Raw genomic sequence first — 25,214 nt, 5'->3', positions numbered from 1 at the left:
GCGGTAGCCGGGGTTCGATTCCCCGTGGGGACGCCAGGATTCAGAAAAAAGCCTCGCATGAAGATGCGGGGCTTTTTTCATTCCATCAGCCAATCCCCCAATATGCCGCCGCGTCATTTGCATTGCCATTTTTCTTCGCACAACAAAAATGACATGGAGATATCCTGTTCTTCCTGATATCCATACAAGAACAGGCCCGCCGTGCATTCCGCGAAAACTCCACCCTACCCCAAGCTGCTATCCGCCCTGCTGCTTTTCTCCGCCTGGCCAGCCCTGGCCGACACGCCGCCGACCGACTCTCTGGAGCGCGTGACCGTCACCGGCTCGCGCATCGCCCGCTCCGCCAAGGAAGGTCCGACCAGCGTCACCGTCATCAGCGGCGACGACATCGAAAAGCAGGGCTACACCAACGTCTACGACGCCCTGAACAACTTGACGCAGAATACCGGCTTCACCCAGGGCGCCGACTTCGGCAACACCTTCACGCCGGCCGCCAACGCCATCAGCCTGCGCGGCCTGGGGCCCAACCACACGCTGACGCTGATCAACGGCCGCCGCATGGCCGACTACCCGATCGCTTACGAGGGCGAGGTCAACTTCGTCAATCTGGCCAACATCCCCGCCGCGCTGATAGACCGCATCGAGATCCTGAACGGCGGCGCCTCCGCCATCTACGGCTCCGACGCCATCGCCGGCGTAGTCAACATCATTCTGAAAAAGAAAACCGACGGCGCCGCCGTCAACGTCAAGATCGGCTCCACCGAGCATCACGGCGGCGAAAACGCCAGGCTGCAGCTGACCGGCGGCAAAAGCTGGGACCAGCTCAGCGTGATCTACGGCCTGGAGCTGAGCAAACGCAACGCGATCTGGTCGCGCCAGCGCGGCTTCATGTCAGACTCCACCGCCCTCGGAGAAGCCCCTTCCGCCATCCTGGCGCGGCGCATCGCCGGCGGCGCCTATCTCGATGCCGGCAGCGCCTGCGGCAATTTCGCCGGCATGTTCGCGGGCAGCGTCACCACCGTCGGCAACAGCCAAAAAGGCTATTGCGCCAGCGGCCTGCTGAAGCCCTCGTACTGGACGATACAGACAGCCAATCAGAGCCAGAGCGGCTTCCTCAGCCTCAACTATCTGATCAATTCCCACGCCGAACTGTTCGGCGACGCGATGCTGGGCCTCACCCACACCGAAAACAACACCCGCGGTCCCAACTGGACCGCGGCCGCCGGCCAAGGCGGCTACTTCCTGAACCAGAACAGCGGCAATTACGAAATCTGGAACAAACGCTTCGCCCCCGAAGAGCTGGGCGGCACCAGCAACTACAACCGCAAGTGGGACGACCTGGCGGCCAACCTGACGCTGGGCGTGCGCGGCGACCTGACCGGCAGCTGGAACTACGAGGCGGCGTACAACGCCTCGGTCTACACCAGCCGCACCACCACCCCGATGCTGCTGTCCGGCGTCAGCAACTACTTCCTCGGCCCGCAACTCGGGACCGACGGCAGCGGCGTGCCGATCTACGCCCCCAGCACCAGCCGCTTCTACCAGCCGCTGACGCCGACGCAGGCCTCCAGCCTGATCGGCGACAGCACCGGCAACAACAAATCCTGGCTGCAGGTGCTCAGCCTGAGCGCCAGCGGCGAGGCCTTCCAATTGCCGGCCGGCCCCGCCAAGCTGGCAGGCTTGCTGGAATGGGGCAGCCAAGGATTCAGCAACGATCCCGACCAGCGGCTGAGCCAAGGCGTGTTTTACAACGCCAACCCGGCCATCCGCGCCAGCGGCTCCCGCTCGCGCGAAGCGGCCGGCGCCGAACTGCTGCTGCCGCTGGCCAAACCGGTCAACCTAACCCTGTCCGGCCGCTACGACCGCTACCAAACTACCGCCAATAGCGAAGGCAAGCTCACTTACGGCGCCGGCCTGGAATACCGCCCCACCGGCAGCCTGCTGTTGCGCAGCAATTACGCCACCAGCTTCCGCGCGCCGGACATGAGCTACCTGTTCCAGACCCAGACCCGAGGCTACTACTCGTCCACCACCGACTACTGGCGCTGCGCGCAAGCCGGCCAGCCGCTGGCCAACTGCCCATACGCCGGCGTCTCGCCCGGCTCCAACTACATCAGCAACGGCAACGCCAGCCTGAAGCCGGAAAGCGGAAAATCGTACGGACTCGGCTTCGTCTGGTCGCCCAGCCGCGACGCAGACATCTCGCTGGACTACTGGAACATCACCATCGACGACCTGGTCACCACCCTCAGCGCCGACAAGCTGCTGCGCGACGAGGCGCTGTGCCGCGGCGGCCAATTGAACGCCAGCTCCACCCAGTGCCAGGACGCGCTCCGCCGCGTGATACGCAATCCGAACAATGCGGTAGTGGACCCCGGCGCGATCAACACCATTGTCGTCAATCCGATCAACGCCGCCAGCGAGCGCACCAGCGGCATCGACCTCAGCGGCAAATACCGCCTGCGCACCGCCAAGCTGGGCGACTTCCTGTTCAAAGCCACCTACACCAAGGTCCTCACCCACACCTACCAGCAATTCGCCGGCGACCCCGCCCAGAACCAGCTGACCGACATGAGCAACACCGACTGGCCGGACAAGCTGGATTTCACCACCACCTGGAACATCGGCGACTGGTCGTCCACATTGCTGCTGACCCGCTACGGCAAGATCCCCAACGGCGCCGGCAACGGCTACCTGACGCCGACCGTGCTCGCCAACCTGAGCGCCACCTATCAGGTCAACAAGAAAACCTCGGTCGGGCTGATCGTCAACAACGTTCAGGACTTCCTCAAGAAGGACTATACCGGCGGCTGGCCTTACTACCCGGTGGGCAGCTACGCGCCATACGGCCGCCAGGCCTGGCTGGAGCTGAACCACAAATTCTGAGCGCCGGAGAAAAACCTCGCCGACAAGGGCGGGACAAAGCGAGAGCGATGGAAGAGGCGGGACGCGCATGCGATGCATGCGCGGGAACACCTCTCGCCGCGCCGCATCACAGGCGCACAGCAAGCATCGAGCAAATGAACGAGAAGGGAAAGGCGAACGGGATGCCTTTTGGCATCCCGTTCTTATGCGCGGCGGCAAAGCAATGAAAAAAGCCCCGCATCTTCATGCGAGGCTTTTTTCTGAATCCTGGCGTCCCCACGGGGAATCGAACCCCGGCTACCGCCGTGAAAGGGCGGTGTTCTAACCGCTAAACTATAGGGACGTTTTGGTGCACCCGGAGCGATTCGAACGCCCGACCCTCTGGTTCGTAGCCAGATACTCTATCCAACTGAGCTACGGGTGCAGATTCTGGCGGAGAAAGAGGGATTCGAACCCTCGATACAGGTTTAAGCCCGTATGCTTCCTTAGCAGGGAAGTGCCTTCGACCACTCGGCCATTTCTCCGTTCAGAGAGCGCCATATTAAATAGCGACGCCCTCCCTGTCAAGCTGCTCGCGCAAAAATATTTACGCTGCCTGATCCAGGCCGAAAACTTTATGCAAAACGCGAACCGCCAGTTCCAGGTACTTCTCGTCCAGCAGCACGGACACCTTGATTTCCGAGGTGGAAATCATCTGGATGTTGATGCCCTCTTCCGCCAGCGTGCGGAACATGGTGGACGCGATGCCGCAGTGCGAACGCATGCCGACGCCGACGATCGAAATCTTGGCCACCTTGTCGTCGGCGTCGATCTTGGCGGCGCCGATGTGGGTCTGCACTTCGCGCAGGATGGCCAGCGCGCGGTTGAACTCGCCGCGCGGCACGGTGAACGAGAAATCGGTGGTGCCGTTCTCGCCGACATTCTGGATGATCATGTCCACTTCGATGTTGGCATCCGCGATCGGGCCCAGGATCTGGTAGGCGATGCCCGGCTTGTCCGGCACGCCCTTCACATTGATGCGGGCTTCGTTGCGATCGAACGCGATGCCTGCCACTACCGCCTTTTCCATGCTCTCATCTTCCTCAAACGTAATCAGGGTGCCCTCGCCTTCGTCCTCGAAGCTGGAGAGCACGCGCAAGCGCACCTTGTACTTGCCGGCGAATTCCACCGAGCGGATCTGCAATACCTTGGAGCCCAGAGACGCCATTTCGATCATCTCTTCGAAAGTGACCGTCTTCAGGCGGCGCGCCTCCGGCACCACGCGCGGATCGGTGGTGTAGACGCCGTCGACGTCGGTGTAGATCTGGCACTCGTCGGCCTTCAGCGCGGCGGCCAGCGCCACCGCCGAGGTATCCGAGCCGCCGCGGCCCAGCGTGGTGATGTTGCCCTCCTCGTCGACCCCCTGGAAGCCGGCGACGATGACCACGCGGCCTTCCTTCAGGTCGGCGCGCATCACGCCCTCGTCTATCGACTGGATGCGGGCCTTGGTGTGGGCCTGGTCGGTCACCACCTTCACCTGCCAGCCGCAATAGCTCTTGGCCGGCACGCCGATTTCCTTCAGCGCCATCGCCAACAGGCCGATGGTGACCTGCTCGCCAGTGGAGACGATCACGTCCAGCTCGCGCGGGTCCGGATAGTCCTGAATGTCCTTGGCCAGCGCGATCAGACGGTTGGTTTCGCCGCTCATCGCGGAAACCACCACCACCACATCATGCCCCTGAGCCTTCCACTTGGCGACGCGACGGGCCACATTCTTGATGCGCTCGGTTGTCCCGACCGAGGTGCCGCCGTACTTCTGTACGATGAGTGCCATACGTGCTTCTTGTTTCAAAATGGTTGAAATGTCGAACTTCGATTCTGACCACATAATGTCGATAAATGCAAGGCGGAATTGGGCGTCCGCGCCCGGCGCCGGCGGTTTACGACAATTGACTGCCTGTTTGCATCCCCACATCGCAGCGGCTACAAATCAGTAGGAAGAATACGCATCCGACCGACGGGACCCTTGCATGATCGCCCCTGTTCAACCCTGGCGCTGGATCCGGCTGCAAATCGGCCTGGCCGTCAACGGGGGAATCCAGTACACGCTGCTGATCAACCATCCCTTGTTCTGGCCCGCTCTGGGCCTGACTTCGCTGTTGATCGCGCTTTTGCTGCTGTGGCCGATCCCCATTGCGTCCTCCCCTCGCCTGTCCGTTTCCGACGGCGGCGGCGAAAGCTACTGGCGCGACTACGCCAGCCACGTTTATGCGCTGCTGCCGCTGTGGGCCGGACATATCGCGCTCAGCCGCGAACAAATAGACGAGGCGGCCGGCCACCTGACCCACCGTTTCGACAGCATGCTGCGCCTGCTCGGCCACCAGCCGGAGGAGCGCGATGGCCTGAATCTGATCGACGCTGCTGAAATCCCAACCGCCGATGATGCCCGCGACGCGCCATGGCCGCCCGTCGAGCTGCAGCGCAGGCTCTCGGTCGAACTGCAGCAACTGCGCCAATCCAGCTTGAAGCTGGACGAGTTGGCCCAGTCCGGAAACGACGCGGCCCATGCTAGGGAAATCGCCGGCGAGGCCCGCTTGCTGGCGCAACGGCTGCACGCGCTGGACCGGCAAATCGCCGCCGGCCTCCAGGCCGACGGCCAGGCCGGCTTCGATCTGCCCGCCACCGTGGAAGACATCCTGACCCATCTCCAATTCCAGGACCGGGTCAGCCAGATTCTGTCCCACGTGCAAAACGACATCTGGCAACTGGAAGCCTCGCTGCACGAAGCCTTGAACTGCGAGGGCGAATTGCCGCCCCCGCCGGATACCGAAGCCTGGCTGTCCGCGCTGAAGAACAGCTACACCACCCACGAGCAACGCGCGCTGCACGGCCGGGAAGGCAATGACAAGGCGCCGGGGCCCAGCGATATCACTTTTTTCTGAATAACGGGGTAGTCGCAGATGGGCAAAACCATATTGATCGTCGACGACTCCACCACCTTGCGGCAGGTGGTGCGCATGACGCTGGCCGGCGCCGGCTACGACGTGCTGGAGGCCGGCAATGGCAAGGAAGCGCTGGACATTCTGGACGGACGCAAGATCCACCTGATCATCTCGGACGTCAACATGCCGCAGATGGACGGCATCAGCCTGCTGAAGAACATCAAGCAGCTTCCCCATTACAAGTTCACGCCGGTGATCATGCTGACCACGGAGTCGGCGGAAGAGAAAAAACGCGAGGGCAAGGAGGCCGGCGCCAAGGCCTGGGTGGTCAAGCCGTTCCAGCCGCCGGTGCTGCTGACCGCGGTGTCCAAGCTGATCCTGCCCTGAGCCGGCCCACGAACCCAGGAGCGGACATGGCGCTTTCCATCGTCGCCGGACACGAACAGACCATCTACCAGGCCGCGCAATGGCGGACGGAGCTGGAAGCCGCCCTGCGAAGCGGCGAGGACATCCTGCTCGATCTGTCCTCGATAGAGGAGATCGACTGCGCCGGCGTCCAGGTGCTGCTTTGGCTGCAGCGCGAGGCCGCCAGGCTGGACAGGCGGATGGGCTTGCTCGACCCCAGCCGCGCGCTGGGCGAATTCCTCCGCCTGATGGGCATGGAGGGCGAACTGGCGTTCAGACGCAGCGGGGGCGGCGATGGATCTTGAGCAGGCAATGCAGACTTTCCTGGAAGAGTCCCGCGAATTGCTGGACGAGATGGAAAGCATCCTGCTGGACGTCGAGGCCGAGCAGACCAGCTCGGAGCAGCTGAACGCGCTGTTCCGCACCATGCACACCATCAAGGGCTCGGCCGGGCTGTTCGGACTGGACCCCATCATCCGCTTCAGCCATCAGGCCGAGAATCTGCTTGACCAGCTGCGCGACGGCAAACTGAAGCTGGACGACGAGCTGGTCGGCTTGCTGCTGCGCTGCCACGACCACGTCAAGCTGCTGATCCAGGCGCTGGCGGCCGGCGACTCGCTGGAAGCGCTGAGCGACGAGGCGCTGGAAGCCGCGCTGCTCGGCTATCTGGCCGCGCCCCAGTCCATGCAGCCGCCAGCAGCGGAAGATCATCTCCCCGCGGCCTCTCGGCCGGAGCGCTGGCTGCTGTCGCTGCGCTTCGGTCCGGACGTGCTGCGCAACGGCCTCGACCCTTCATCGTTCATCCGCTACCTGGCGACACTGGGCACCGTGGAGGCTATCCGCGCGATCACCTGCCGGCTGCCCGCCGGCGCCGATTTCGACGCGGAAAACAATTATCTGCGCTTCGAGCTGCTGTACCAGTCGGACATCGACGAGAAATCGCTGCATGAAGTCTTCGAATTCGTCCGCGAGGACAGCGAGCTGTTCATCTGGCCGCTGAAGATCGCCGCCGCCCATTTGCCTGAATCCTGCGCCAGCGCGACGCCGGACGAGGCGCGGGAAGTGGAGGACGCCTGGCGGCAGTTCGGCGCGTTGGGCCAGGCGCAGCCGCTCGAGGAGGAGCCACCCTCCGGCATCGATCCCTTGCTGGAGCATCCGCAGGCCGCGGCGGCCGAACCGTCTCCCGCCGAGCCGGCCCAGCCCGCCGCCCAGGCCGACCCGCACTCGCCCACCGAAGCCGCGCCCGCCCACGGCGAAACCCGCGCCGGACGAGGCGGAGAGAGCCGCTTCATCAAGGTGGAGGCGGGCAAGCTGGACAGCCTGATCAATCTGATAGGCGAACTGGTGATCGCCGGCTCGGCGGCCAACCTGATCGCGCGCCGCTCGCAGCAGCCGCAGTTGGTGGAGGCCACGCTGGGCATCGCCAATCTGATCGAGCAGATCCGCACCGGCACGCTGTCGATGCGCATGGTGCAGATAGGCGAAATCTTCCACCGCTTCCCGCGGGTGGTCCGCGACGTCTCGCGCGAACTGGGCAAGGACATCCAGCTGCGCATCGTCGGCGCGGAAACCGAGCTGGACAAATCCATGGTAGAAAAACTCGGCGACCCGCTGCTGCACATCGTGCGCAACGCCATCGACCACGGCATCGAACCCACCGGCGTCCGCCAGGCCCACGGCAAGCCCGCCCAGGGCAATCTCTGGCTCAATGCCTACCATGAATCCGGCAGCGTGGTGATCGAGGTGGCAGACGACGGCGGCGGCCTCGACCGCGGACGCATCCTGGCCAAGGCGCGCGAGCGCGGCCTGCTCGGCATGGACGAGGAGCCGGCCGACAGCGTGGTGTTCCAGCAGATATTCGAGGCGGGCTTCTCCACCGCCGACCATGTGACCAATCTGTCCGGGCGCGGCGTCGGCATGGACGTGGTCAGGCGCGGCATCGAGCAGCTGCACGGCAACATCGAGATCGACAGCGAAGCCGGCCATGGCACCACCTTCCGCATCCGGCTGCCGCTGACGCTGGCCATCATCGACGGCTTCCTGGTGGAGGTGGCCGCCTCCACCTTCGTGCTGCCGCTTGAGGCCGTGATCGAGTGCATAGAATTGCCGGCCGGCCTGCCCGAAAACGGCGTGCACGACTGCATCAATCTGCGCGGCGAATTGCTGCCGCTGCTGCACCTCGACAGTTTCTTCGAATTGACGCCCGCGGCGGCGCTCCGCCGCAACGTGGTGGTGGTGCAATACGGCGAGCGCAAGGCCGGCCTGGTGGTGGACGCGCTGCAGGGAGAATTCCAGACCGTGATCAAACCGCTGGGCGCGCTGTTCAATACGCTGAAGGCGATCAGCGGCTCCACCATACTCGGCACCGGCGAAGTCGCGCTGATTCTGGATGTCCCCTCGCTGATACAGCGCGCCTGCCGGCGGGAGGCCGAGCGCTTCGCGCTGCCGCCGCGCGCCGACGCCGCCCTCCGCCCCGGCGCCCCCTTGCAAGGAAACACCCCATGACAGCCCTCTCCGGCTTGCGCATTCAAACCAAACAGGCGCTGGGCTACAGCGCCATCATCGCCCTGCTGCTGCTGTGCGTGGCCGCCGCCCTGCACGGTTTCTCCAGCACCAGCGGCATCATCCACGACATCACCCAGGTCAATAATGTCGAGGCCAAGCTGGCTCACCAGCTGCTGGAGCAAAACCAGCAGACCCGCATCGACGTCCGCAACGGCTTGCTGGCCAGAGGCCCCGACGAGGCCGCGCGCGCGGCCCAGGCCCTGCAGGACTCGCTGCGCCGCTACCAGGACACCGAGCAGCAACTGGCGCAGATGTTCCAGCGCGAGCCCAGCACCCTGCCCCGGGAGCGGGAATTGATAAGCGCCATCCAGAACAGCAGCCGCATCGTCCATCAAGACTACCTGCAGGCGTTGGCGCTGATGTCCAGGCAGCAAAGCAAGGAGGCGGCGCGGCTGCTGACCGGCAAAGGCGGACAGCTGAACGAAACCATCTCGGCGCTCGCCGCCTACGAGGACAAGCTGAACGACGACCTCGCCCGCCAAGGGGAAGACACCTACTCCGACAGCCGCAACCGCCTGCTGCTGCTGGCCGGCATCGCGCTGCTCGCCAGCCTGGGGATCAGCCTGCTGATCCACCGCGACCTGCTGCGCACGCTGGGCGGCGAGCCGCGGCAGGTGGCCGAACTGATGCGCCAGGTCGCCGCCGGCAACCTGAACGGCCAGATTCCGCTGCGCGCCGGCGACCAGAGCAGCCTGGCCGCCTCCATCATGCAAACGATACAAACGCTGGGCGCCATTCTGAGCGAGGTGAAGAATGGCTCGGAAAGCCTGTCCGTCGCCGCGCAGCACATCCATACCACCTCGCAGATGATCGCGCAGTCGGCCAGCCAGCAGGCGTCAGGGCTGGAGGAAACGTCGGCCTCGGTGCAGCAGATGTCAAACTCGATCAACCAGACCAACGACAACGCGCGCCTGACCGAGAGCATGGCCGAGAAAGCGTCCGGCGAGGCCGCCGAGGGGGGCCAGGCGGTGCAGCAGACGATACGGGCGATGCGCGAGATCGCCGACAAGATCAGCATCATCGACGATATCGCCTACCAGACCAACCTGCTGGCGCTGAACGCCGCCATCGAGGCCGCGCGCGCCGGCGAGCACGGCAAGGGCTTCGCCGTGGTGGCCGCCGAGGTGCGCAAGCTGGCCGAGCGCAGCCAGGTGGCCGCCCAGGAAATCAGCGGCCTCGCCCGCAGCAGCGTCAGCCTGGTCGACGGCGCCGGCAGCCTACTGGAGGAGATCGTCCGCTCCAGCCGCCGCACCTCGGACCTGGTGCAGGAAATCGCCGCCGCCTCCAAAGAACAATCCGGCGGCGTCGGCCAGATCAGCCTGGCGGTGCAGCAGCTGAACCAGACCACTCAGCAGAACGCCAGCGCCAGCGAAGAACTGGCCGCCACGGCGGAGGAAATGAACCGCCAGGCGGAAAACCTGCATGATCTGATAGGCTTTTTCCATCTGGGATCGCTGCATGCCGCCACCCCGTCCGACGCCGCCCGCAGGCACCCGCCAGCGCCGGACCCGCATGGCTTCATGCAGTTCTGAACCGGCAGGAGGGACACAGATATGGCCGCACTCAATATTCTCCGCCGCAGCGAAACCGCCCCGGAGCCCGGCGCCCAGGCCGAGGTGCGACAATTCCTGACCTTTCAGCTCGCCGGCGAAACCTTCGCCATCGGCATTCTGCGGATACGGGAAATCCTGGAATACATCAAACCCACTTCGGTGCCTCTGATGCCGCCCTTCATCCGCGGCGTGATGAACCTGCGCGGCGCGGTGGTGCCGGTGATCGACCTGTCGCTGCGCTTCGGCCGCGAGGAAACCGCGATCAATCGCCGCACCTGCATCGTCATCATCGAAATGGAGCACGACGAGCAGTGGCAGCTGATCGGCGTGCTGGTGGACACCGTGCACGAAGTGCTCGCCATTCCCGACAGCGAGATCGAGCCGCCGCCGCAATTCGGCAGCAAGATACGGGTCGACTTCATCTCCGGCATGGCCAGGATAGACAATCGCTTCGTGGTGATGCTGGATGTGGACAAGGTGCTGTCGGTAGGCGAGATGTCGCTGTTGTCCGAACTGAGCCGGCAGGAGGAGGCGCAGGAAGAATGACCCCGCCCCGCAGCCTGAACCCAGACCGCCTGGAACCAAAATGAAAACATTCACCGTCCGCCGGCAATTCATCCTGCTGGCCGCCTGCGTGCTGCTGGGCCTGGGGGGGCTGACCCTCACCGCCTGGCAGGGCCTGCGCACCGTGATGATCAACAGCGCCATGTACCATCAGGTGGTGATAGGCAAGGACTTCATCAACGATCTGGATCCCCCCACCCAGCAGCTGATCTCCAGCTTCCTGCTGGCCAATCAGCTGCGCAACACCAGCGATCCGTCGATACGCCAGCAATTGACCAGCCAGCTGCAGAAACAGCGCGCCATCTTCTACGATGGCCAGAGAAAATGGGGAAACAGCGAACTGCCGCAGGAGCTGCGCGACATGTTGACGCAGAAGGTGAGGCAATCGGCCGAAGCCTTCTTCCTCGAAGTCGACAATCGCTACCTGCCGGCGCTGGAAGCACACGATCAGTTGGCGATCAACCAGTCGTTCGACCGCCTGGCGGCGCAGTACGACCGCAACGACCAGGCGATGCAGCCGCTGATCGCCAAGACCATGGACCGGCAAAAGCGAATGGAGGACGAGGCGCAGCGCATCACCGCGCAAACCTTCGCCGCCGTGGCGGCGGTCAGCGCGCTGGTGCTGGTGCTGTTGGCCGGATCGCTGATCATGATCTATCGCAAGCTGATTCGCGGCCTGGGCGGCGAGCCGCATGAGGTGGCGAGAATCGTCGGCGAAGTGGCGACCGGCAGGCTGGATGTCGACATGCCGCCCGCTCCGGCGGGCAGCCTGTCCGATTCGGTGCAGCAGATGTGCCGGCAGCTGCTCGCCATCATCGCCGAAGTGAAGAACAGCTCGGACGGCATCGCCTGCGCCGCGCAGCAAGTCAGCTCGACGGCGATGGCGCTGTCCCAGGGGGCCAGCACCTCGGCCGCCGGCCTGCAGCAGAGTTCGGCCTCGATCGAGCAGGTTTCGGCGTCGATCAACCAGACCAGCGACAATTCACGCACCACCGAAGCCATCGCGGAAAAAGCCTCCGCCGAGGCCTCGGAAGGCGGCGAGGCGGTGCTGCAGACGGTGGCGGCGATGCGGCAGATCGCCGAAAAGATCGGCATCATCGACGACATCGCCTACCAGACCAACCTGCTGGCGCTGAACGCCGCCATCGAAGCCGCTCGCGCCGGCAAGCACGGCGCCGGTTTCGCCGTGGTGGCCGCCGAAGTGCGCAAGCTGGCCGAGCGCAGCCAGGTCGCCGCCCAGGAGATAGGCGAGCTTGCCGAGCGCAGCGTCACCGTCTCCGAACAAGCCGGCAAGCTGCTGAAGGAGATCGTGCGCTCCAGCGGCCGCACCGCGGACTTGGTGCAGGAAATCGCCGCCGCCACCCGGGAGCAGGCCGGCGGCATCGGCCAGATCAGCCATGCGGTCCAGCATCTGAACCACGCGACCCAACAAAACGCGGCCGCCAGCGAGCAGCTCGCCTCTACCGCGGAGGAAATGAGCCACCAGGCCGAGCGGCTGCAGCAGGCGATGGCCTTCTTCAAGCTGGGCGCCGCGGCGGCGCGAGACCTGCCGCGCCACGCGCTGCAGACGGCGGCGCCGATGACAGGCGCGCCGCCACCCGCCGGAGAGGACAACGAACTGGAAGACATGTTCCGCTTCTGACAACGCGCTGTACTAGATTGAAACCATGACGACACCAACGGCTGCAAAGCCGCGCACCTGGAAGGCCAGCACCATGCCGCATACTCCGCCGGCGCGTCCGGCGGCTCCCGCCGATCATCGCTCGCCATCCGCGCCGCCCTCAGAGCCGGCGGGCGACGCGGTGTTCCTGCATCCGGGCGACTGGCATTTCGGCGACAGCCAGACCCGCATCCGCACCCTGCTGGGCTCCTGCGTATCGATCACGCTGTGGCACCCGCAAGCCAGGGTCGGCGGCATGTGCCACTACCTGCTCGCCCAACGCACGCCGCATCGCGGCGAATCGCTGTCCGGACGCTACGGCGACGAAGCGATGCTGCTGCTGCTGCGCGAGATCCTGGCCACCGGCCTGCCGCTGCTGGAATTCCAGGCCAGGCTGATAGGCGGCGCTTCGATGCTGCTGAGCCGGGAACGCAAGCTCAGCCACGATGTGCCCTCCCGCAATATTCAACAGGCGCGTTCGATGGTGAAGCAGCTTGGCCTCAAGCTGCTGGCCGAGGACCTGGGCGGCAACTGTCCACGTCTGGTGCTGTTCGATGTCTCCAGCGGCAACGTCTGGATCAAGCAATCGCAAGAAGCCGAGCTGGAGCAGGCTCCCAACACGAGGACGCGCAAATGAGCATCAAGGTTTTGATCGTCGACGACTCCGCCGTGGTCCGCCAGGTGTTGAGCCAGGTATTCACCGCGGCCAGCGGCATCGAGGTGATGGACGTCGCCAACGACCCCTATATGGCGATGGACAAGATGAAGGCGCATTGGCCGGACGTGATCGTGCTGGACGTGGAGATGCCGCGGATGGACGGCATCACCTTCCTGAAGCAGCTGATGGCCAGCCGCCCGACGCCGGTGGTGATCTGCTCGTCGCTGACGCAGAAAGGCACCGACATCAGCATGCAGGCGATGGCCGCCGGCGCGGTGGAAGTCATCGCCAAGCCGGTATCGGGCGTCAAGGGCTTTCTCGAAGAGAGCTCGCACGAGCTGGTGATGGCGGTGCGCTGCGCCGCCGCCGCGCGGATGAACCGGGTGCGGGTGATGCCGTCAGCCAGCGGCAACCCGCTGGAAACTCGCCCCAAGCTGTCGGCCGACGCCATCCTGTCCGCCCCCACCGGCAGCAATGTGTTCGCCACCACCGAGCGCATCATCGCCATCGGCACCTCCACCGGCGGCACCCAGGCGCTGGAGGCGGTACTGACCCAGCTGCCGCGGACCTGTCCCGGCCTGGCCATCGTCCAGCACATGCCGGAAAAATTCACCCGCTCCTTCGCCGACCGGCTGAACAGCTTGTCCCAGATCGAGGTGAAGGAAGCCGACAACGGCGACCGCATCCTGCCCGGCCGCGCGCTGATCGCCCCCGGCGGTAAGCACATGATGGTCAAGCGCAGCGGCGCCTACTACCAGGTGGAAGTGGTGGACGGCCCGCTGGTGAGCCGCCACAAGCCATCGGTGGACGTGCTGTTCCGCTCCGCCGCCAAATTCGCCGGCAAGAACGCGCTGGGCATCATCATGACCGGCATGGGAGACGATGGTGCCAAGGGACTGAAGGAGATGCACGATTGCGGCGCCAAGACCATCGCCCAGGACGAAGAAAGCTGCGTGGTGTTCGGCATGCCCAAGGAAGCGATCAAGCTGGGGGCCGCCGACGAGGTGATGCCGCTGGAACTGATCCCCAAAGCCATCTGCCGCTGAACAGGACGAATCCCGCCGCATGGACATCCACGACATCCTGATCATCGACGACAGCCGGGTGCAACGCCAGCACGCGATGGATCTGTGCCGCCAACTCGGCATCGCTAGCGTGCGCGAGGCGCCGGACGGCGAGCGCGGCCTGACCCTGATGCGGGTGCAGATGCCTGACCTGCTGCTGCTGGACCTGGAGATGCCCAAGCAGGACGGCGTACAAGTGATGCAGGAGATGGCGCGCTCCGGCTTGAGCGCGCCCGTCATCATCACCTCGGGCAAGGATTACCTGCTGATCTCCACCGTGGAGCTGATGGGCCGCGAATTGGGCCTGCCGGTGCTGGGCTGCCTGCAAAAGCCGCTGCAGCTGCCCGCCCTGCTCGACCTGATGCACCGCGTCTGGACGCCCAAGACCGAGCGGTCAGACGATTCGCAGCTGGCGGCGAGCGAGGTCCGCGTCGCGCTGGAGCAAGGCCAGATCATCCCCTACTACCAACCCAAGGTGAATCTCGCCGACGGCAGGGTCAAGGGCGCCGAGATGCTGGCGCGCTGGCAGCATCCCGACCTGGGCCTGATCCCGCCCAGCCGCTTCATCCCGGTGATAGAGGAAAGCGGCTGGGCCACCGAGCTGACCATGCTGATGCTGCGCCAGGGCCTGACGCAATGGCAGGAATGGGCGCGCCATGGCTTGCGGCTGCCGCTGTCGGTCAACCTGTCCGCGCTGTCGCTGCGCGGCGACGACCTGGTGGACGAGATCGAGTGCTACGTGCGCGGCAGCCACGTGCCGCCGCGCTTCATCATATTCGAGGTGACGGAAACCGCCATCGTCGACAACCTGGCGCAGGCGATAGGCTGCGCGGTCCGATTGCGGCTGGCGGGACTGGGCCTGTCCATCGACGATTTCGGCACCGGTTTCGCCACCCTGCAGCAGCTGACCCGCTTCCCCTTCACCGAGCTGAAAATCGACCAATCCCTGGTCACCGGCATCTCGGACAAGCCCCACCTTCAAGCCGTCTTCAACAGCATCATCGAAATGGCCCGCCGGCTGCAGCTGTCCACGGTCGCCGAGGGCATAGAAACCGCGGAGGATTACCGGCTGATGTCGGAGCGCGGCTGCCAGCTGGGCCAGGGCTATTACTTCGCCCGGCCGCTGCCCGCCGCCGCCTTCCTGGAATGGACCCGGCAGCCGCCGGTGCTGCCCACCGCCGGCGCCGCGAGCTGAGCGCCGCTCAGCACGACCACAGCGGCGGCTCGTCCATCAGCGCGATCTGCTCGCGCAGCGACAGGATCTGCTCCTCCCAGTAACGCTGCGCGCCGAACCAGGGGAAGGCCGCCGGAAAGGCCGGATCATGCCAGCGGCGCGCCAGCCAGGCGCTGTAATGCAGCAGCCGCAAGGTACGCAGCCCCTCCAGCAGATTGAGCTCGCGCAGGTCGAATTCGCAGAAGTCCTCGTAGCCGGCCAGCACCTCGCCCAGCTGGCGCGACTGCTCGGCCCGGTCGCCGGACAGCAGCATCCACAGGTCCTGCACCGCCGGGCCGGTGCGGCTGTCGTCGAAATCGACGAAATGCGGCCCCGCGTCGGTCCACAGCAGATTGCCGACATGGCAGTCGCCGTGCAGCCTGAGCTGCGCCACCGCGCCGGCCCGCTCGAAACAGCGCGCCACGCCCTGCAGCGCCTGCTCCGCCACACCCCGGTAAACCGCCTCCAGCTCCGGCGGCAGCAAGCGGCCATTCAGCAGAAAATCCACCGGCTCGCGGCCAAAGCTCTGGATGTCCAGCGTCGGCCGGTGGCGATAGGCCTCGGTCCGGCCGACCGCGTGGATGCGGCCCAGAAAGCGCCCGACCCATTGCAGCGTATCGTCCCGGTCCAGCTCCGGCACCCGCCCGCCGCGCCGGGCGAACAGCGCGAAGCGGAAGCCGCCATGGCTGTGCAAGGTGCAGCCATCGAACACCAGCGGCGGCACCGCCGGAATCTCGCGCTCGGCCAACTGCAGGGAGAACGCGTGTTCCTCCAGAATGGCCTCGTCGCTCCAGCGCGCCGGGCGGTAGAACTTGGCCACCAGCGGCGCTTCGTCATCCAGCCCCACCTGGTAAACGCGGTTTTCATAGCTGTTGAGCGCCAGCAGGCTGCCGCTGGCGCGCAGGCCCAGGCTTTCCACGGCATCGAGAATGGCATCCGGCGTCAGGCCGGCGAATGGGGGAGTGTGTGCGTTGTCCATCCGCGGATTATAGCGGCAGTCGCCCCCGCGACGCGGGGTTTCAACGGCGCGGCGGACCTGGGTCTGCTAATTTCAAAGAGAGAGCGTCAGGCGCGGTGCCAAGCCATGAAACTGTTATTCCCACTCCACGGCCTCCATCCTGACGGCGCCAGGCTGCGGCGCGGCGTCGAACGCTGGGCCGACATCACCCTGCAGGGCTGGCTATTGTTGTTCGACCGCGCCGCCAGGCGGCGGGCATGGCGCCGCGCCCGCCGTCGCACCCCATGGCAATTGTTGGAATGGCTGGTCTGCTGGCTCAGCGGCACGCTGGTGCTGTTGTCGCTGGCCTACCTGCTCTACCTGGCCTCGCGGCGTTTCTAGAACGGCGACTTCCTGCCCGCTCCGCGCCCGGTTTCCGGTCGGATGCGGCTTGGCCATATCAATATCATGGTCTCTGCGGCTCATTATCGTTTTCATTATCATTTACTTTATAAATCAAAATTTAATGACCGATAGGGAAAATAATGGGAAAATACCGAGATGACCCGCCGATGCGAATCACCATGAGCCAAGCACACATTCCTGTTCGCGACGAAACCGACAGCGCCGAGCGCCGGCAAGCCGCGCGCCGCAGCACGCTGGTCAGCGTCGCCGTCAACATCGTGTTGTCCACGTTGCAGATCGTGGCCGGCGCGTGGTCGCACTCCTCGGCGCTGATCGCCGACGGCGTGCACTCGCTGTCAGATCTGTTCGCCGACTTCGTGGTCCTGCTGGCCGGACGGCACAGCGGCAAGGCGCCGGACGACGACCACCATTACGGCCACCAGCGCTACGAAAACGCCGCGTCGCTGGTTCTCGGGCTGCTGCTGCTGGCCGTCGGCGGCGGCATGCTGTACTCGGCGGCAGGCAAGTTCCTGCATCCTGAAGACATCCCCTCGGTGCACTCGCTGGCATTGTGGATCGCCGCGCTGGCGCTGCTGGCCAAGGAAACGCTGTTCCGCTACATGCTGGCGGTGGCGCAGCGCGTACGCTCCAGCATGCTGGTGGCCAACGCCTGGCACGCGCGTTCCGATGCCGCCTCCTCGCTGGTGGTCGCCGCCGGCGTGGCCGGCAATCTGATGGGCTACCCCATTCTTGACCCGGTGGCGGCCTTGGTGGTCGGCCTGCTGGTAGGCAAAATGGGCTGGAGCTTCGCCTGGGACGCGTTGCACGACCTGATGGACCGCGCGGCCAGCGAGGAAGACATCGCGGCCATCCGCGATACCCTGCTGGACACACCCGGCATTGTCGGCATCCACGACCTGCGCACCCGCAAGATGGGCGACCTGATCCTGGTGGACGTGCACCTGGAGGTGGATGGCCGCATCAATGTCTACCAGGCGCATGAAATCACCGAACGCGCCCGCGGCCGGGTGCTGAATGAGCTGCCGGTTCTGGATGTGATGACCCACATCGACCCGGCGGGGCTGGAGGAGCCGCGCGGCCTGGGCCGCACCGCCTGATCAGCGGGCTCTGGCGGCGCCAGGCCGGAGGCCATTCCAATTTCATATCCATCCATATAATCTGTCAGGCAACTTTACCCTGGATGGACGGTCTATCCCCACCATGACCACACCTGTTTTCCATGCTTGGCGGCGCGGCCTGCCGACGCTGCTGATGCTGAGCCTGCTTTGGCAATTCGAGACCTACGCCGTCAACCACGCGCCGCCCCAGTCGGCAGAGCCGATGGTTGCCACCACCTGGAGCGAGTCCTGGCCGGCGGACACGCCCTTCCTGCTGGTGCAGGAAGTCCGCGATCAATTCCGCCATGCCGACGCCAAGCGCGACGCCGGCACCCCGGTGCGCGACATCGCCGCGCTGCCCCTGCGCCCCGGCGACAACGCCTGAGCCGCAAGCCTGAAAATTAAAACGCCGGCAGCGCTTCCGCAGCCGACGTTTTCGCGCCTCATGTCAAAGCGGCGCCGATTGGCGGCGCGATGGATTGCAGATAGGGCAATTGGGATCGTTGCAATGGATGGCGGCCTCATGCACCAGCGCCCGCAGCCGGTACAGCCGCGCCGCCTCCGCCGCGGATCTGCCGCCTTGAAAAGGCGGGCCCAGCACCACGCCGCCATCGCCATGCGACATCGACCGCTCCACCGGCACCGGCGCCGGCCCAGCCTGGCAAGCCGCGGCCAGCAGCATCCCGCCTGCGCCGCAGGCGTAAATCCACCTTCGGTTCTTCATCATCGACTTCCTCGCTGCGGATATCTGCTTCCTTATTCCAGCATACTGTCGTTTCAACGAGATCGCCGCCAAAATAAAACCCCGCCGAAGCGGGGTTTCGTTAACAGCCATTAACGGATGATTTCGACTTTGTAGCGCGGCGGCAGCAGCAAGGCCGGCACTTCGCGCTTTTCCTTGCGGTTGCGGCGCCCCGGGCGGGCTTGCTTCAACCCTTCGCCCTTGCCTGCCGACAACACCGGCGCCGGCGACAGATCGCGCGACGATTCACGCATCGGTTCGCGCATCGGCGCCAGCATCGGCTTGGACCGCTGCTGCGCGGACAGGCCAAAGCCGTCTACGCTCTGCGGCGTCAGCGTCTGCTTGGTCAGTTTCTCGATCGCCTCATGCTGGCGCGTCTCCTCCGGCCCCATCAGCGAAATCGCCACGCCCTTGGCGCCGGCGCGGCCGGTGCGGCCAATGCGGTGCACATAGTCCTCCGGCGAATTGGGCAACTCGAAGTTCACCACATAAGGCAGCTCGGAAATGTCCAGACCGCGGGCGGCGACGTCAGTGGCCACCAGCACCCGCAGCTTGCCTTCCTTGAACGCGGCAAGCGTCTCCAGGCGCGTGCCCTGCGTCTTGTCGCCATGGATGGCTTCGGCATCCAGGCCGTCGCGCTTCAGATCGCGCGACAGCTGGTCGGCGCTGATCTTGGTCTTGCAGAACACGATCACCTGGCTCATCTCGCGCGAACGGATCAAGTGGGCCAGCACCTGGCGCTTCTTGAAGTTGTCCACCTTGAACACCAGCTGCTCGACCTGCTCGTTGGTGGCATTCTGGCGAGCGACCTCCACGGTCTGCGGCGTATGCATGAAATCGGCGGCCAGGCGCTTGATTTCCGGCGCGAACGTCGCGGAGAACAGCAGCGTCTGGCGCTCTTTCGGCAGCATGCCCATGATCTTGCGGATATCCTGGATGAAGCCCATGTCCAGCATGCGGTCGGCTTCGTCCAGCACCAGTACTTCCACCTTGTTCAACTGCACGGTCTTCTGCTGAATGTGGTCCAGCAGACGGCCCGGCGTCGCGATCAGCACCTCCACGCCGCGGCGCAGTTCCTGGGTCTGCGGGTCCATGTTGACGCCGCCGTAGACGGTGGTGGCGCGCAACGGCAGATACTTGGTGTAGCTTTGCACGTTGACGCCGATCTGGTCGGCCAGCTCGCGGGTCGGCGACAGCACCAGCGCGCGGATCGGATGCATCGCCGGCGATACGCTGGTATTGGCGAACTTCTTCAGCCGTTCCAGTATCGGCAACATGAAGGCTGCGGTCTTGCCGGTGCCGGTCTGGGCAGCGGCCAGCAGGTCGCGGCCGGACAGCACCAGGGGAATCGCCTTCTCCTGGATCGGCGTCGGCTGGCTATAGCCCTGCTCGTCGATGGCGCGCAGGATTTCCGGCGACAAGCCGAGTTCGGAAAACAACATTCAACACACTCCTGCAATACGTAAGGGCACGTTGCGCCTTCCGCGCCAACGCGCCCCGATGTTCATCAATAACAGCTACCAGACTCATCTGGCATCGCCCGGTTCCGGGCCCTTGCCTTGCTGGCCGCTCTAAACCGGCGGCAGACAGAAACGCGCCGCCCGCAGGCGGCGATTCCAGATCAACCCATATGGCTGACCACGCTGATCAGCAGCGTCACGGCCAGCCACAGCAAGGCGGAACGCCACACCAAACCAACCGCGCTTTTCAGGAAACTGGGATCGGCTTCATCGCCCAGGCCCAGCTCCGGCCGGTATTTCACCGAATAGTCCTGGCGCAGCGGATCGCCCAGCTTGACGCCCAGCGCGCCGGCCGCGGACGCCAGCAGAATGCCGTTGGCGTAGTTGCCCCACGTCCGCGCCTGAGAGCGCCAGCAGTAGACCGCATCCTCGAAATCGCCCATGATCGCGAACGAAACCGCGGTCAGGCGCACCGGAATCCAATCCAGCCAAGCCGCGAAGCGGGCGGCGAACAGGCCGAACGGATCTTCATCGGCATTCCGGCTGCCCCACTTCTGATTCAGCATAGAACACAAGCGGTACAGCAAGGCGCCGGAAGGCCCCGGCAGCACCACGAACCAGAACATCGTGCCGAACACGTGGCGGTAGCTGTCGACCACACCCTGCTCTATCGCCAGCCGCGAAATCTCCTCCACCGACAACTCGGCGGTCGGCAGTCCGGTCCAATTGGCCAGCGCCACACGGGCATCGTACTCCCGCCCTTCCGTCAACGCTTGGGAAATCTCGGAAAAGGCGCTGGAGAAATGGCGAAAACCCATAGTCAGGTACAACACCAGCACATTGAAGGCCAGCGCCAGAACAGGGCTCATCGCCTTCAGCGAATAGAACAGCAGCAGGCTCAGCAGCAGAGCCGGCACGATGGCGGCCAGCCACGCCAGCACGCCATGGCGCTCGGCGCCGGCATTCAGGTTGCGCTCGAGATGATTGGCGTAGCGGGTGAACAGCAGCCACACCCGGTTGCGATTGCCTAGCGGGCGCAGTTGCTCCAAAGCCAGGGCAAGAATCAGTGAAATCAGGGTCATGGATTCTGGTTAGCGGTTTTCACGGGACCGCTGGGGAAGATACCATAAAGGCAGGGACGCGCCCACCCGAGATATCGCGGCCGCGCCAGAAACAACAAGGGGCGCTTCGCGCGCCCCGTGCAAATCGCTACTGCCAAAGCGGTTCAGGCTGACCCCAGCAAACGGCGTCCGGTCACCAGTTCCGGCGTTTGGCCGTCCCGGCCATAGCCCAGCGTCGCGGCGGCGGCGCTGCGCAGAATGTCCAGCGATCCCTCCACCAACGCCAAGCGCTGGTTAACGAAAACGGCGTTCAACTGGTTGATGCTCTGCGCGCGGTTCACCGCATCCTCCAGCCGGGTCCACCCCGCGCACGCCTCCGGCTTGTCCGCCAGCCAGATGTACAGCGTGTCCTTGTCCTGCACGCCCAGCGACTCCATCAGCCGCCCTCGCTGCGACGACTGCGCGGCGAGCAGGTCGAGCACCTCGCTCTTGCTATCCGCCAACCCTTCGAGCGGGAGGCTCTCGCCCTGGATCAGCAGCGCTTGCTCCTGCTCCAGCAAGTCGACCAGCCGGTCGACGATTTCGGTCTCGTCCCGGCAATAACTGACGAACTGCTCGACGGCTGACATATCGCTTCTTCCGTTATCCGTCCCGGCTTACGCCTCATCCATTCAGCAACTCGCGGGCAGACGAAATCAAGCCATCCGCGATCTTGTCGGGATTGATGCTGAAACTGCCGTTGGCGATGGCGGATTTGATCTGCTCCACCTTGGCCGCGTCAAACGACGGCTGCTGGGTGCTGGGATCGTTGCCGATGGCGCTCAGCTTGCTCGCCAGCGAATCGATCTTCACGCTGTCGTCGCCAGAGCTCGCGCTGCTGCTGGAACTGGAGGAAGCACGGGGCGACGGCTTGCTCTGGGTGCTGTAGGTGCCCAGCAGCTTGCCCGAATTGTCGATCTTCATGGCCTGACCTTCCCGTAGCTAAACTCAACTGATTCTATTATCGACCGAAAAAACAATCTCTTGAACTATTTTCTGCGAGATTTCCCGGTCTAGAAAACCACAGCCACGCTGCCGTCCGCCTGGACCACTCCCCGAACCACCCGGCCGGTGCTGAGCCGCACGCTGATCTGCTCGCCCTGGGCCGCGTTGGCCAGCGCCGTGCCTTCGGCTTCGGCGCTGAAGCCATCGCCCTGCGCCAGCACCTTCACCCTTTGGTTGCTGCGCACCAGATACGGCGCGCGCACCATGAAGCTGCGCACCCAGACGCCGGCCGGCGCGCCGGTCCGCAGCACCTGGCCTACCGCCTGGCTGGCGTCGGTCAGCACATTGCTGGCCAGCGCGGGATTGCTGATGTCAACCACCCGCACATCGTCGCCGCTTATGGTTTCGCCGGCCGCCATCGCGCGGTTCAGCACCACGCCCAGCCGCTTTTCATTGATCTTCACCGGTATACGCAAGGACCAGCCCAACTCCAGACAGGACACCGCCACGAAGGTGGATCCGGTGGTCACGCCCGGCGTCGCCCAATCCGCTTTCGGCGCCTTGCAAGCCGGCACCGCCAATCGCCGGTCAAGCTGCCCCAGCGTCCAGGTGGCGGCCCGCATCTCCAGCTCGCGCTTCAGAAACAGATTCGCCACACGCTCCAGCTGCGCCAGATCCTGCGTTCCGCCGCCCCAGGCGAGGCCGGCGGCAAGCAGCCAGCACAGGCCGATGATTAGTCTTCGCATGCCTGCATTTTAACCGATGCGCCACCCCGGCGCGACGGCGATTGACAAACGGTCGTCATATTCGAATAATCGTTTGATTAGAGCTTAGACTCTTGACACTAAATAACAGCAGACAACACCCCGAACGAAAAGAGGAACATGATGCGCAACCGCTTGACGACTCTCGCCCTGGCCACCGCGATGGCGCTGCCCGCCGCCGCCCATGCTTACAGCAATTTCTATTTTTTCGGCGACAGCCTGTCCGACGTCGGCGCTTTTGGCGGACAATCCGGTCTGCCGGCCGGTGCACGCTGGACTACTGGTTATGGTCTGAACTGGACCAATATATTGACTGGTCATTATGGCCTGAACTCTGTCGCCAACAATCCTCTCAATAGCAGCACCAGCCGCAGCGGCAACAACTACGCCCAAGGTGGCGCAGTTGCACAAACCTACCAATCGATCACCCAATTTCCCGGCACTTCCGGTAGCAGTGGTTCAGTCGAACAATATGGACCAGGCGGCTTGCTGGCTATCCAAGAGCTGCCACAACAAGTGCAATACTATTTAAGTCAAACCGGAGGAAAAGCAGATCCGAATGCTGTTTACTCTGTATGGATTGGTGGGAACGATGTCATCGCAGCAGTCGGAACCGCATCAGGTACATCCGGCACGCAACTGATCGGGACATCCGCGCAATATGCGGCAGCACAGGTCCAAGCATTACAGCAAGCGGGTGCCAAGACCGTCATAGTACCGAGTCTGCCCAATATGGCCGCGGCCCCACTCGCCGTTTATATGTCTTTGGTCGCAGTGCAACAGCAGATAAACAAGCTTGCAGGTGTAACTGTCGTCACAGACACCCAGGTTAATACGGCTTGGGGAGTAGCATGGAGCGTTCTTGGCAGCCAAGGCTCCTCTTCAGCCACCTCTGCCGCGCTGGTCCAAGCCGCACTAACTGCGGCAAACACCTCACTGACTGCGCAGAACGCCGCAGTCCCCTCTGGAAGCGTCGTCACTGCTTACAATGGCGATGGAACAGCAGCAAACCCCGGAATTTCCCCTAGCCTGCAACAACTATCAGCTGGCTACAATCAGTTGCTGGATATGAGCCTGCAAAGCTCTGGACTGCAACACAATATTGTTCGTCCAAACATCGCAACTCTATTCCAAGAAATTCTTGCCAATCCGACTCGATACGGCTTCACAAGCGTCATTGGATCTGATTGCTACACTAGCGCCATTCAATGCACTAGCTCACTATCTAGCCAAAAAAATGTCTTCAGCGACCAGCTGCACCCGACGCCCGCCGCCAACAAGATCATCGGCGACTACGTCTATGGCCTGCTGCAGGCCCCCTATTTCGCCGCCGCCATCCCGGAATCGTCGCTGAACAACGCCCGCCAGCTGGGCGGCGCGCTGGACGCCCGCTACCAGGCCATCCGCTCGCAGAAACGCGCGGTCGGCGAGGTCAGCGCCTTCGTCAACGGCGCCTTCGGCGACGACAAGGCCAGCTACGGCGGCCTGTCGGCCAAGCCCAAGGGCCAGCTGTACACGGTGGGTCTGGACTTCCAGGCCACGCCGGCGCTGAGCGTCGGCCTGGCGATGTCCCGCCAGCAGGGCAAGACAGATGTCGACAGCGTGGGCACGCCGGGCAGCATCAATGACCGCACCACGCTGATGAGCGGCTTCGCCAGCTACAACCAGGACAAGTTCTGGGTGGACGGCGACCTGCACATCGGCTCCGGCGATCTCGACACCCACCGCAACGTGACCCTGGGGCCGACAACGGTGGGCATCGACGGCAAGACCCGCGCCACCCAGTTCGGCCTGCGCGCCGCCGGCGGCTACCGGATGCAGTACCGCGGCGTCACCACCGGACCGGTGGCGGGCCTGGACTACGCCTACGCCAAGATCGCCGGTTTCGCCGAGCAGGGCGGCAACAGCAGCAGCATGAATTTCTCCAGCCAGAACGTCAGCTCGCTGGTGGGCCGCGTCGGCTGGCAGTTGGACGCCGACGTCGGCAGGTTCAGCCCCTACGCCAAGGTCAGCTTCGCCCATGAGTTCAAGCAGGACGACCGCAACGTGACCGCCGGCCTCGCCACCACCGTCGGCGACTGGACCACCAACCTGGGCAAGCCGGACGCCAACTGGATGGAATGGACTGCCGGCGTCAGCGCCAACTTCAACAAGACCGTCACCGCCTTCGGCCAATTGACTGCCACCAGCGGCAAAAACGGCGGCAACCAGACCGGTGGCAACATCGGCGTCGCCATGTCGTTCTGATCGTTTCTCCCAAAACGAAACAGGCTCC

Annotated in this window: 23 protein-coding genes and 3 tRNA genes; 15 read left to right on the top strand and 11 right to left on the bottom strand. The window is 64.4% G+C overall.

All coding sequences use genetic code 11. The features are described from left to right. The first annotated feature begins 201 nt into the window (after positions 1-201). Positions 202-2,886 carry a TonB-dependent receptor plug domain-containing protein gene (locus ACY3GB_RS18605; RefSeq protein WP_463090037.1) on the top strand — a complete coding sequence of 895 codons (2,685 nt, stop codon included), beginning with the start codon at positions 202-204 and terminating at the stop codon, positions 2,884-2,886. Positions 2,887-3,133: 247 nt separating this feature from the next. On the opposite strand, the gene ACY3GB_RS18600 is transcribed toward ACY3GB_RS18605, so the two are convergent. From ACY3GB_RS18600 to ACY3GB_RS18585, 4 genes are all read right to left on the bottom strand, one after another. Then, positions 3,134-3,208, bottom strand: a tRNA-Glu gene (locus tag ACY3GB_RS18600). 4 nt (positions 3,209-3,212) lie between these two features. Further along, positions 3,213-3,289: transfer RNA gene (locus ACY3GB_RS18595), tRNA-Arg, on the bottom strand. A gap of 6 nt (positions 3,290-3,295) precedes the next feature. Next, a tRNA-Ser gene (locus ACY3GB_RS18590) sits at positions 3,296-3,389 on the bottom strand. A gap of 62 nt (positions 3,390-3,451) precedes the next feature. Next, entirely contained in the window at positions 3,452-4,678 is a 1,227-nt protein-coding gene (locus ACY3GB_RS18585) for an aspartate kinase (RefSeq protein WP_463090036.1), read from the bottom strand. A gap of 196 nt (positions 4,679-4,874) precedes the next feature. On the opposite strand from ACY3GB_RS18585, the gene ACY3GB_RS18580 reads away from it, so the two are divergent. The 10 genes from ACY3GB_RS18580 to ACY3GB_RS18535 all read left to right on the top strand — a co-directional run bounded on the left by ACY3GB_RS18580 (position 4,875) and on the right by ACY3GB_RS18535 (position 15,450). Next, positions 4,875-5,786: a hypothetical protein gene (locus ACY3GB_RS18580; protein WP_463090035.1), complete on the top strand. Its 912-nt coding sequence runs from the start codon at positions 4,875-4,877 to the stop codon at positions 5,784-5,786. Positions 5,787-5,804: 18 nt separating this feature from the next. Continuing rightward, the gene (locus ACY3GB_RS18575) at positions 5,805-6,173 is read left to right on the top strand and encodes a response regulator (RefSeq protein WP_114061763.1); all 369 of its coding nucleotides are present in this window, start codon (positions 5,805-5,807) and stop codon (positions 6,171-6,173) included. A 26-nt stretch (positions 6,174-6,199) separates the two neighbouring features. Further along, positions 6,200-6,496: an STAS domain-containing protein gene (locus tag ACY3GB_RS18570; RefSeq protein ID WP_463090034.1), complete on the top strand. Its 297-nt coding sequence runs from the start codon at positions 6,200-6,202 to the stop codon at positions 6,494-6,496. A 7-nt stretch (positions 6,497-6,503) separates the two neighbouring features. Continuing rightward, the gene (locus tag ACY3GB_RS18565; protein ID WP_463090033.1) at positions 6,504-8,696 is read left to right on the top strand and encodes a chemotaxis protein CheA; all 2,193 of its coding nucleotides are present in this window, start codon (positions 6,504-6,506) and stop codon (positions 8,694-8,696) included. Further along, positions 8,693-10,288, top strand: coding sequence for a methyl-accepting chemotaxis protein (locus tag ACY3GB_RS18560; RefSeq protein ID WP_463090032.1), 1,596 nt, complete (start codon positions 8,693-8,695; stop codon positions 10,286-10,288). The genes ACY3GB_RS18565 and ACY3GB_RS18560 overlap by 4 nt, the downstream gene beginning before the upstream one ends. Before the next feature lie 21 nt (positions 10,289-10,309). Further along, positions 10,310-10,855, top strand: coding sequence for a chemotaxis protein CheW (locus ACY3GB_RS18555; RefSeq protein ID WP_463090031.1), 546 nt, complete (start codon positions 10,310-10,312; stop codon positions 10,853-10,855). Between the two features lie 40 nt (positions 10,856-10,895). Continuing rightward, complete coding sequence (locus ACY3GB_RS18550; RefSeq protein ID WP_463090030.1) at positions 10,896-12,515, top strand: methyl-accepting chemotaxis protein; 1,620 nt, start codon at positions 10,896-10,898, stop codon at positions 12,513-12,515. Between the two features lie 73 nt (positions 12,516-12,588). Then, positions 12,589-13,170, top strand: coding sequence for a chemotaxis protein CheD (locus ACY3GB_RS18545; RefSeq protein WP_463090029.1), 582 nt, complete (start codon positions 12,589-12,591; stop codon positions 13,168-13,170). After that, positions 13,167-14,237: a protein-glutamate methylesterase/protein-glutamine glutaminase gene (locus ACY3GB_RS18540; protein ID WP_463090028.1), complete on the top strand. Its 1,071-nt coding sequence runs from the start codon at positions 13,167-13,169 to the stop codon at positions 14,235-14,237. The genes ACY3GB_RS18545 and ACY3GB_RS18540 overlap by 4 nt, the downstream gene beginning before the upstream one ends. A gap of 19 nt (positions 14,238-14,256) precedes the next feature. Continuing rightward, positions 14,257-15,450: an EAL domain-containing response regulator gene (locus tag ACY3GB_RS18535; RefSeq protein ID WP_463090027.1), complete on the top strand. Its 1,194-nt coding sequence runs from the start codon at positions 14,257-14,259 to the stop codon at positions 15,448-15,450. Between the two features lie 7 nt (positions 15,451-15,457). Here the strand turns inward: ACY3GB_RS18535 and ACY3GB_RS18530 are convergent, their stop codons facing one another. After that, positions 15,458-16,447, bottom strand: coding sequence for a serine/threonine protein kinase (locus ACY3GB_RS18530; protein ID WP_463090026.1), 990 nt, complete (start codon positions 16,445-16,447; stop codon positions 15,458-15,460). A 105-nt stretch (positions 16,448-16,552) separates the two neighbouring features. On the opposite strand from ACY3GB_RS18530, the gene ACY3GB_RS18525 reads away from it, so the two are divergent. The 3 genes from ACY3GB_RS18525 (at position 16,553) to ACY3GB_RS18515 (ending at position 18,313) form a co-directional block, all read left to right on the top strand. Further along, positions 16,553-16,807 carry a hypothetical protein gene (locus ACY3GB_RS18525; RefSeq protein WP_463090025.1) on the top strand — a complete coding sequence of 85 codons (255 nt, stop codon included), beginning with the start codon at positions 16,553-16,555 and terminating at the stop codon, positions 16,805-16,807. A 182-nt stretch (positions 16,808-16,989) separates the two neighbouring features. After that, positions 16,990-17,928: a cation diffusion facilitator family transporter gene (locus tag ACY3GB_RS18520; RefSeq protein WP_463090024.1), complete on the top strand. Its 939-nt coding sequence runs from the start codon at positions 16,990-16,992 to the stop codon at positions 17,926-17,928. Between the two features lie 103 nt (positions 17,929-18,031). Then, complete coding sequence (locus tag ACY3GB_RS18515; RefSeq protein ID WP_463090023.1) at positions 18,032-18,313, top strand: hypothetical protein; 282 nt, start codon at positions 18,032-18,034, stop codon at positions 18,311-18,313. A gap of 63 nt (positions 18,314-18,376) precedes the next feature. Here the strand turns inward: ACY3GB_RS18515 and ACY3GB_RS18510 are convergent, their stop codons facing one another. From ACY3GB_RS18510 to flgA, 6 genes are all read right to left on the bottom strand, one after another. Next, positions 18,377-18,655, bottom strand: coding sequence for a hypothetical protein (locus ACY3GB_RS18510; protein ID WP_463090022.1), 279 nt, complete (start codon positions 18,653-18,655; stop codon positions 18,377-18,379). Positions 18,656-18,762: 107 nt separating this feature from the next. Then, the gene (locus ACY3GB_RS18505; RefSeq protein WP_463090021.1) at positions 18,763-20,112 is read right to left on the bottom strand and encodes a DEAD/DEAH box helicase; all 1,350 of its coding nucleotides are present in this window, start codon (positions 20,110-20,112) and stop codon (positions 18,763-18,765) included. A 179-nt stretch (positions 20,113-20,291) separates the two neighbouring features. Then, positions 20,292-21,212: a CobD/CbiB family protein gene (locus ACY3GB_RS18500; protein WP_463090020.1), complete on the bottom strand. Its 921-nt coding sequence runs from the start codon at positions 21,210-21,212 to the stop codon at positions 20,292-20,294. A gap of 143 nt (positions 21,213-21,355) precedes the next feature. Next, positions 21,356-21,820: a flagella synthesis protein FlgN gene (locus tag ACY3GB_RS18495; protein WP_463090019.1), complete on the bottom strand. Its 465-nt coding sequence runs from the start codon at positions 21,818-21,820 to the stop codon at positions 21,356-21,358. 34 nt (positions 21,821-21,854) lie between these two features. After that, complete coding sequence (flgM, locus tag ACY3GB_RS18490) at positions 21,855-22,154, bottom strand: flagellar biosynthesis anti-sigma factor FlgM (protein WP_463090018.1); 300 nt, start codon at positions 22,152-22,154, stop codon at positions 21,855-21,857. A gap of 89 nt (positions 22,155-22,243) precedes the next feature. Continuing rightward, complete coding sequence (gene flgA / locus ACY3GB_RS18485) at positions 22,244-22,921, bottom strand: flagellar basal body P-ring formation chaperone FlgA (protein WP_463090017.1); 678 nt, start codon at positions 22,919-22,921, stop codon at positions 22,244-22,246. Positions 22,922-23,059: 138 nt separating this feature from the next. On the opposite strand from flgA, the gene ACY3GB_RS18480 reads away from it, so the two are divergent. Next, on the top strand, positions 23,060-25,186 hold the full coding sequence (locus tag ACY3GB_RS18480; RefSeq protein ID WP_463090016.1) for an autotransporter outer membrane beta-barrel domain-containing protein: 2,127 nt from the start codon (positions 23,060-23,062) through the stop codon (positions 25,184-25,186). Positions 25,187-25,214 lie beyond the last annotated feature (28 nt).

The sequence above is a fragment of the Chromobacterium sp. Ag138 genome (genome assembly GCF_055181315.1).
This window is presented reverse-complemented; position numbering and strand designations above follow the sequence as displayed.

Coding starts and splice junctions, on each gene's coding strand:
- ACY3GB_RS18585 (WP_463090036.1), bottom strand. CDS start 4,678: ATGGCACTCATCGTACAGAAGTACGGCGGCACCTCGGTCGGGACAACC.
- ACY3GB_RS18580 (WP_463090035.1), top strand. CDS start 4,875: ATGATCGCCCCTGTTCAACCCTGGCGCTGGATCCGGCTGCAAATCGGC.
- ACY3GB_RS18575 (WP_114061763.1), top strand. CDS start 5,805: ATGGGCAAAACCATATTGATCGTCGACGACTCCACCACCTTGCGGCAG.
- ACY3GB_RS18570 (WP_463090034.1), top strand. CDS start 6,200: ATGGCGCTTTCCATCGTCGCCGGACACGAACAGACCATCTACCAGGCC.
- ACY3GB_RS18565 (WP_463090033.1), top strand. CDS start 6,504: ATGCAGACTTTCCTGGAAGAGTCCCGCGAATTGCTGGACGAGATGGAA.
- ACY3GB_RS18560 (WP_463090032.1), top strand. CDS start 8,693: ATGACAGCCCTCTCCGGCTTGCGCATTCAAACCAAACAGGCGCTGGGC.
- ACY3GB_RS18555 (WP_463090031.1), top strand. CDS start 10,310: ATGGCCGCACTCAATATTCTCCGCCGCAGCGAAACCGCCCCGGAGCCC.
- ACY3GB_RS18550 (WP_463090030.1), top strand. CDS start 10,896: ATGAAAACATTCACCGTCCGCCGGCAATTCATCCTGCTGGCCGCCTGC.
- ACY3GB_RS18545 (WP_463090029.1), top strand. CDS start 12,589: ATGCCGCATACTCCGCCGGCGCGTCCGGCGGCTCCCGCCGATCATCGC.
- ACY3GB_RS18540 (WP_463090028.1), top strand. CDS start 13,167: ATGAGCATCAAGGTTTTGATCGTCGACGACTCCGCCGTGGTCCGCCAG.
- ACY3GB_RS18535 (WP_463090027.1), top strand. CDS start 14,257: ATGGACATCCACGACATCCTGATCATCGACGACAGCCGGGTGCAACGC.
- ACY3GB_RS18530 (WP_463090026.1), bottom strand. CDS start 16,447: ATGGACAACGCACACACTCCCCCATTCGCCGGCCTGACGCCGGATGCC.
- ACY3GB_RS18525 (WP_463090025.1), top strand. CDS start 16,553: ATGAAACTGTTATTCCCACTCCACGGCCTCCATCCTGACGGCGCCAGG.
- ACY3GB_RS18520 (WP_463090024.1), top strand. CDS start 16,990: ATGAGCCAAGCACACATTCCTGTTCGCGACGAAACCGACAGCGCCGAG.
- ACY3GB_RS18515 (WP_463090023.1), top strand. CDS start 18,032: ATGACCACACCTGTTTTCCATGCTTGGCGGCGCGGCCTGCCGACGCTG.
- ACY3GB_RS18510 (WP_463090022.1), bottom strand. CDS start 18,655: ATGATGAAGAACCGAAGGTGGATTTACGCCTGCGGCGCAGGCGGGATG.
- ACY3GB_RS18505 (WP_463090021.1), bottom strand. CDS start 20,112: ATGTTGTTTTCCGAACTCGGCTTGTCGCCGGAAATCCTGCGCGCCATC.
- ACY3GB_RS18500 (WP_463090020.1), bottom strand. CDS start 21,212: ATGACCCTGATTTCACTGATTCTTGCCCTGGCTTTGGAGCAACTGCGC.
- ACY3GB_RS18495 (WP_463090019.1), bottom strand. CDS start 21,820: ATGTCAGCCGTCGAGCAGTTCGTCAGTTATTGCCGGGACGAGACCGAA.
- flgM (WP_463090018.1), bottom strand. CDS start 22,154: ATGAAGATCGACAATTCGGGCAAGCTGCTGGGCACCTACAGCACCCAG.
- flgA (WP_463090017.1), bottom strand. CDS start 22,921: ATGCGAAGACTAATCATCGGCCTGTGCTGGCTGCTTGCCGCCGGCCTC.
- ACY3GB_RS18480 (WP_463090016.1), top strand. CDS start 23,060: ATGATGCGCAACCGCTTGACGACTCTCGCCCTGGCCACCGCGATGGCG.